General features: G+C 67.9%; 5 protein-coding genes. 3 read left to right on the top strand and 2 right to left on the bottom strand.

From position 1 onward, the window contains the following. On the bottom strand, positions 1 to 2,840 hold a 2,840-nt coding region (locus VGH54_RS00880), incomplete at its 3' end, for a glutamate synthase central domain-containing protein (RefSeq protein WP_331510055.1). Positions 2,841 to 3,560: 720 nt separating this feature from the next. Here VGH54_RS00880 and VGH54_RS00875 point away from each other — a divergent pair. Continuing rightward, entirely contained in the window at positions 3,561 to 4,718 is a 1,158-nt protein-coding gene (locus VGH54_RS00875) for a MinD/ParA family protein (RefSeq protein ID WP_331510054.1), read from the top strand. On the opposite strand, the gene sigI is transcribed toward VGH54_RS00875, so the two are convergent. Further along, positions 4,715 to 5,581, bottom strand: a complete 867-nt coding sequence (gene sigI / locus VGH54_RS00870) for an RNA polymerase sigma factor SigI (protein ID WP_331510053.1) — start codon at positions 5,579 to 5,581, stop codon at positions 4,715 to 4,717. The genes VGH54_RS00875 and sigI overlap by 4 nt on opposite strands. Before the next feature lie 104 nt (positions 5,582 to 5,685). Here sigI and VGH54_RS00865 point away from each other — a divergent pair, with 104 nt between their 5' ends. After that, the gene (locus VGH54_RS00865; protein ID WP_331510052.1) at positions 5,686 to 6,522 is read left to right on the top strand and encodes an NAD(P)H-binding protein; all 837 of its coding nucleotides are present in this window, start codon (positions 5,686 to 5,688) and stop codon (positions 6,520 to 6,522) included. Positions 6,523 to 6,535: 13 nt separating this feature from the next. Continuing rightward, entirely contained in the window at positions 6,536 to 6,985 is a 450-nt protein-coding gene (locus VGH54_RS00860) for a nitroreductase family deazaflavin-dependent oxidoreductase (RefSeq protein ID WP_331510051.1), read from the top strand. Positions 6,986 to 6,989: the final 4 nt, after the last annotated feature.

Raw genomic sequence — 6,989 nt, 5'->3', positions numbered from 1 at the left:
GCCGAGGCGACCTGCTTGATCGCGCTGCGGCGCCAGTCGCCGTTGGCTTCGCGGTCGAAGCGGGCGACGTTCTCGCCGCCTTCGCCGCAGTTCGACCGGCCGCCGAGCCGGTTCATCGCGATGGCCAGCGTCTCGTGTGCCTCGGCGGAGATCGAGCCATAGCTCATCGCGCCGGTCGAGAAGCGTTTGACGATCTCGCTGGCCGGCTCGACTTCGTCGAGCGGAATCGGCGCGCGGATGCCGTCCCGGAATTTCAGCAGCCCGCGCAGCGAGGCCATCCGCTCGCTCTGGTCGTCGACCAGCCGGCTGTATTCCTTGAAGATCTTGTACTGCCCGGTGCGGGTGGAGTGCTGCAGCTTGAACACGGTGTCCGGGTTGAACAGGTGGTATTCGCCTTCGCGACGCCACTGGTATTCCCCGCCCACCTCGAGTTCGCGGTGCGCACGTTCGTCGGGCCGGTCCAGGAAGGCCAGCGAATGCCGGGTCGCGACGTCGGCGGCGATGTCGGCGAGGTTGATTCCGCCGGTCGGACAGGTCAACCCGGTGAAGTATTCGGCCAGGATGTCCTCGTCGACGCCGACGGCCTGAAACAGCTGGGCGCCGGTGTAGGAGGCCAGCGTCGAGATGCCCATCTTGGACATCACTTTGAGCACGCCCTTGCCGGCGGCCTTGATGTAGTTCTTCAGCGCGGTCTCGCGGTCGAGGCCCTCGAGGGCGCCGCGGTCCAGCATGACCTCGATGGACTCGAACGCCATGTACGGGTTGACCGCCGCCGCACCGAAGCCGATCAGCGCGGCCATGTGGTGCACCTCGCGGGCGTCGCCAGACTCCACGACGAGGCCGACCTTGGTGCGGCTGCGTTCGCGGACCAGGTGGTGGTGCACGGCCGAGACGGCCAGCAGCGACGGGATCGGCGCCAGCTTCTCGTCGGACTCCCGGTCGGAAAGAATGATGATCCGCGCGCCGTCGGCGATCGCCGCCGAGGTCTGTGCGCGCACCTCGTCGAGCGCAGCCTTGAGCCCGGCACCATTCTCGGCGACCGGGAACAGGCAGCGAATCACCTTGGACCGCAAGCCATGCCGACGACCGTTGACCTCCACGTCGGGGTCCAGGTTGATCAGCTTGGCCAGTTCGTGATTACGCAGAATCGGCGACGGCAGGGTGATTTGGCGACAGGAGTCCGCGTTCGGGTTGAGCAGATCGCCCTCCGGCCCGACGGTGCCCTGCAGACTGGTCACCACCTCCTCGCGGATGGCGTCCAACGGCGGGTTGGTCACCTGGGCGAACAACTGCTGGAAGTAGTCGAACAGCATCCGCGGACGTTGCGAGAGCACCGCGACCGGGGTGTCGGTGCCCATCGAGCCGAGCGGCTCGGCGCCGGTACGCGCCATCGGCGCCACCAGCAGGTTGAGCTCTTCATATGTGTATCCGAACACCAACTGGCGCAACACAACCCGGTGGTGTGGCATCCGGACATAGTCGCCCTGCGGCAGCTCGCCCAGCGGGATCAGACCCTTGTCGAGCCAGTCCTGGTAGGGGTGCTCGGCGGCCAGCTCGGCCTTGATCTCCTCGTCGGAGACGATCCGGCCCTGGGTGGTGTCGACCAGGAACATCCGGCCCGGCTGCAGCCGCATCCGGCGCACCACCTTCGCCGGGTCCAGGTCCAGCACACCGGCCTCGGAGGCCATCACCACCAGCCCGTCGTCGGTCACCCAGATGCGCGACGGGCGCAGGCCGTTGCGGTCCAGTACAGCGCCCACGATGGTGCCGTCGGTGAACGTCATCGAGGCCGGCCCGTCCCACGGCTCCATCAACGATGCGTGGTACTCGTAAAACGCGCGCCGGGCCGGGTCCATCGACGGGTGCCGCTCCCAGGCCTCCGGGATCATCATCAGCACGGCGTGAGCCAGGCTGCGCCCGCCCAGATGCAACAGCTCGAGCGCTTCGTCGAAGCGGGCGGTGTCGGAGGCTCCCGGCGTGCAGATCGGGAACAGCTTGTCGACGTCATCGCGTGATCCGAAAACGTCGGTGTCGATCAGCGCCTCGCGGGCGCGCATCCAGTTCTCGTTGCCGGTGACGGTGTTGATCTCGCCGTTGTGTGCGATGCGGCGGAACGGGTGCGCCAGCGGCCACGACGGGAAGGTGTTGGTGGAGAACCGCGAGTGCACGATGCCCAACGCGCTGGTCAGCCGCTGGTCCTGCAGGTCCAGATAGAACGCCTTGAGCTGCGGCGTGGTCAGCATGCCCTTGTAGACCATGGTCTGGCCGGAAAGGCTTGGGAAGTAGACGGTTTCACGGCCGGGACCGTCCTGGCCCGGGCCCTTGGTGCCGAGTTCGTGTTCGGCACGCTTGCGGATCACGTAAGCGCGGCGCTCCAGCTGCATGCCGTCGGCGCCGGCGATGAACACCTGGCGGAAGGTAGGCATCGCGTCGCGAGACAGCGCGCCCAGCGACGAGTCGTCGGTGGGTACCTCGCGCCAGCCCAACACCTGCAGGCCCTCGGCTTCGACGATCTTCTCGACCGCAGCGCAGGCGGCGGCTGCTTCTTTCGACGACTGCGGCAGGAACGCGATCCCGGTGGCATAGCTGCCCGCCTCGGGTAGGTCGAAGTCGACCACGTCGCGCATGAACGCATCGGGAACCTGGATCAGGATGCCGGCACCGTCACCGCTGTGCGGCTCGGCGCCCTGGGCACCGCGGTGCTCGAGGTTCACCAGCGCGGTGATTGCCTTATCCACGATGTCGCGGGTGCGGCGGCCGTGCATGTCGACGACCATGGCCACCCCGCACGAGTCATGCTCGAATGCGGGGTTGTAGAGCCCGACGCGGTTGGGCGCCATTCCCACCTGACCCTTCACCAATACTTTCTGCCGCAGCATTCACGAATCGCTCCGTTGGCGGCCGCGCCCCGCGGGCTGCGGGCTAGGCCGCTTCGGTCCTGTCGAGGTGCTGCTCGCCTGAAACGACGCTCCGGTTGGGGAGGATCCGTACGGCGCTGAACGGTGGCCCTGTTCCCGGTTTTCGACAAGTCGTAAAACGATATGACAAAACCAGCCTGACATGCCAACTTGACCCATTCTAACCCGTGGGTGGCCGGTGCTGTCGCACTGTGATGTCCTGCACACCGCAGCCGGCCCGGTCGATTTGTGCCACAAAGGATTTGGATGCGACGGCGCCCGTTTCGACGGGTTAGACGTGGTTCCGGTCATGGCCTTGGACGTACGGACAATTTGCTGTGACGGCGGTCTGACGAAGTCATGACAACCCGCGCGCCTCACAACCAACCCCCGCAACGGGTGACGCAGGTCACCAAAAGGCGTGGCAGCGCGGCTCTACGGGCTCGTCGAACGCCTGACACCGCGGATACGGGACGACGGAACCGGGCATCGGCGGAGCCCGCGCAAAAGTTGCCCGATATTTTTTCGGCGGCGGCATCGGCCCGACGCCCCTGACCTGCGGGATCGGGAATCGTGCCGCTGGGCCGGCCTCGGCGGCCCTACGATGAAATCCATGAGCTTGGCCGCCCACCGCATCAGCGTAGTGTCGCGTTCTACGAGCTCATGAACGAGCCTGACGACTTCCTGCGCGACCGGCTGCGTCCCGCACCGCAGAGCGTGCCGGCCGAACCGCCGCCACGCCCGCAGACCCGCGAGCCCCTCCCGGCCCCGCCGCGGCCGCCCGCTCCCCCACGCCCGGCCGAGCGGCCGTCGTTGAGTGACCGCGACTTCGCGCCCCAGCGGCCCGGTCTCCCGCGCCCGTCTGAGCGGCCGTCGTGGAGCCATCTCGACTTCGCGCCCCAGAGAGAGCCGGAACAGCGCCGGCCCGGCCCTGGATCCGGCTGGCGCCGCATCGCCTACCGCGCCACCTTCGGTCTGGTGAACCTCGGCCCGTCGGCGCGTGAAAAGCAGGACGCGGCCAACGAAGCCACCATCGGGGCGACGCTGCGGGGGAACTACAAAGTCGGGGTGCTGGGCAAGGGTGGCGTCGGTAAGACCACGGTGGCCGCCAGCGTGGGCTCGATCTTCGCCGAGCTTCGCCGCCAGGACCGCGTCGTGGCAATCGACGCCGACACCGCATTCGGCCGGCTCGGCAGCAGAATCGACCCGCGGACCAACGGCTCGTACTGGGAGATCGCCGCCGACAAAGACCTTCGGTCCTTCGCCGACGTGAGCAGCCGCGTCGGCAGCAATTCGGCGGGCCTGTACGTGCTGGCCGGGGAGCCGACGGCCGGGCCGCGGCGGGTGCTCGATCCCGCGCTGTACCGCGAGGCCACCTCGCGGCTCGACCGCCATTTCACGATCGCGATCATCGACTGCGGCTCCACGATGGACGCGCCGGTGACCCAGGAGGCGCTGAGCGACCTGGACGCGCTGATCGTGGTGTCGTCGCCATGGGCGGACGGCGCCGGTGCCGCAGCGCAGACGATGGAATGGCTGGCGGCGCACGGCCGCGGCGGCCTGCTGAACCGCACCGTGGTGGTGCTCAACGACTCCGACGGTCATTCGGACAAGCGCCACCGATCGGCGCTGGCGCACCAGTTTGTCCAACGCGGCCAGAAGGTGGTGCAGGTGCCCTTCGACCCGCACCTGCGGCCCGGCGGCGTCATCGACGTGAAAAGCGAGCTGGCCCGTAGAACGCGGAGCACATTCCTGGAGATCTCCGCGACGATCGCCGGGTTCTTCGCCGCGCGGCCGGAAAGCCCGCGGCCACCCCGCTAGGCACGCGCCGACGGGTCAGCCGTGGCCTCGATCTTGGTCACCAGATGATCGCCGATCGTCAGCACGATGACGGCGAACAGCCGTCGCTCGGCGAAGGCCAGCAGCACGGGCTGGCCGGCCGGACCGCTGACCACCGTCGCGCCGGGCCCCAGGTAGCGCAGCAGGTTGACGGCGACGTCGTGAGGGCCGTGGTTGACCTGCGGTGGCGGAGCCGGGTCGGCAAGAATGGTGCCGACTCCCCACACCGTCGGGTCGAGCACCGCGGCCAGCGCCCGCAGATCGCCGTTGGCGCACGCGGTGATGAACTGCTCGGTGACCAGCTGGTGTTCGGTCGTTGACACTTCGCCCGACTTCGGTTGTGCCAGAGTGAATTTCGTCCGCGCACGTCGTGCCAGTTGCCGGCAGGTGCCCACCGGGCGGCCGACCGTTTCGGCGATGGCGTCGAACGGCACGCCGAACACGTCGTGCAACACGAACGAGACCCGCTCGGCGGGGCTCAGTCGGCGCAGCACCTCCCATAACGCCGTGCGAACCTCGTCGTCCAGGGTGACCCGGTCGGCCGGATCGAGGCGACCGGATTGGTTGACGGCAGCCACCTCTGAACCGATGTCCTCGGGCCGCTCGTGACGTGATCGTGCCGAACGCACCTGATCGAGGCAGAGCCGGCCCGCAACCACGGTCAGCCAGGCGCGGACATCGTCGATCGCGGTGATGTCGGCGCGCGACAGCCGCAAAAATGCTTCCTGCGCAACGTCTTCGGCCTCACCCACGTCACCCAGCATCTGGTATGCCAGGTTGACCAGGTACGGGCGATGCCGCCGCCAGGCCTGGGTGACCTGGTCGTCGGACTGCGGTTGGCTCATGTATTCACGACGATCTTCGTGGGCGAAAAGTTACACGTGCTGCTTGTAACTTTCCCATCCCCCGGTCCGTCCTTGAAGAAAAGAACGCTGACCAGGAGGACACCATGACCATCGTTGTAACCGGAGCGACCGGCAATGTCGGCCACCCGCTGGTATCGCTGCTCGCCGCCGCGGGTGCGCGGGTGCGGGCTGTTACCCGCACGCCGAAGGCCGCCGGATTCCCCGACGGCGTCGAGGCGGTGGGTTCAATCATCGACGCCCTGCCCGGGGCGTCGAGCGTGTTCCTCAATTCGCGGGCCCTCGGCGATCACCTCGCCCACGTCGTCGCCGTCGCGCGGCACAGCGGGGTGAGGAAGCTGGTGGCCCTGTCGGCGATCAACGCCGACGACGACTTCTCGCGGCAGCCGTCGCGGGTGCGCGGCGACCGCAACTGGGAAGTTGAGCAGTTGGCTGTCGACTCCGGCCTGGACTGGGTCAGCCTGCGGCCCACGGTCTTCGCGACCAACTTCGCCGGCATGTGGGGCGCGCAGATTCAAGCCGGCAACGTCGTCGGTGGGCCCTATGCCCAGTCGTCCAGCGCTCCGATCGCCGAGGCCGACATCGCCGCGGTGGGCGCGCACGCGTTGTTGACCGATGAGCTTGTTGGCCAGCGGATCCCGTTGACCGGGCCGCAGGCGTTCACCAACACGGAGCTGGTCGACGTCATCGGTAGGGTGCTCGGTCGTCCGCTGCGCTACCTCGAGGCCCCGCCCGACGCGGTGCGTCAGCGCTTCATCGACATCGGCCTGGGTGCGGAGTTCGCCGACGCGTACACATCGATGCTGGCCGACGCCGTCGACAAGCCGGCGCTGGTCACCCGTGAAATCGAAAAGATCACCGGCCAGCCGGCAACGCCGTTCGCCCAGTGGGTCTCCGATCACCGTCACCTGTTCACGAAATAGCAAGGAGCCAACCATGTCTGATCCACGTCCACCGCGTTACCTCAAGCCGATGAACAAGCTGCTGATGGCGGTGCAGAAACTCGGCGTGCCGACCGGGCCCGCCATGGTGCTGACGGTGCCCGGCCGCAAGTCCGGCAAGCCGCGCAGCTCGCCGATGACGCCGTTCCAGGTCGACGGTGATCTCTATGTCGTGGCCGGGTATCCCGGTGCGGACTGGGCCGCCAACGCCCGGGCGGCCGGCACCGGCACGCTCAGCAAAGGCCGCCGGTCGCGGCCGGTCCGGATCGTGGAACTGACTGCGGCACAAGCTCGCCCGATACTCAGGGTTTACCCATCCGAGGTCCCGGTCGGCGTCTCCTTCGCCAAGAGTTCGGGAATGGTCCTCGACGGCACACCCGACGAGTTCGAAGCGCTCGCCGGCCGCATCGCGGTCTTCCGGTTCGACCCGGTCACCCCTGGCTAGCGAA

Origin of the sequence: Mycobacterium sp. (genome assembly GCF_036488105.1) — a bacterium.
GTDB lineage: Bacteria > Actinomycetota > Actinomycetes > Mycobacteriales > Mycobacteriaceae > Mycobacterium.
The sequence above is the reverse complement of the archived record's forward strand: the minus strand, read 5'-3'. Positions and strand labels throughout refer to the sequence as shown.

Bases quoted from the DNA above. Each gene is read 5' to 3' on its own strand.
- VGH54_RS00875 (WP_331510054.1), top strand. From the start codon at position 3,561: ATGAACGAGCCTGACGACTTCCTGCGCGACCGGCTGCGTCCCGCACCG.
- sigI (WP_331510053.1), bottom strand. From the start codon at position 5,581: ATGAGCCAACCGCAGTCCGACGACCAGGTCACCCAGGCCTGGCGGCGG.
- VGH54_RS00865 (WP_331510052.1), top strand. From the start codon at position 5,686: ATGACCATCGTTGTAACCGGAGCGACCGGCAATGTCGGCCACCCGCTG.
- VGH54_RS00860 (WP_331510051.1), top strand. From the start codon at position 6,536: ATGTCTGATCCACGTCCACCGCGTTACCTCAAGCCGATGAACAAGCTG.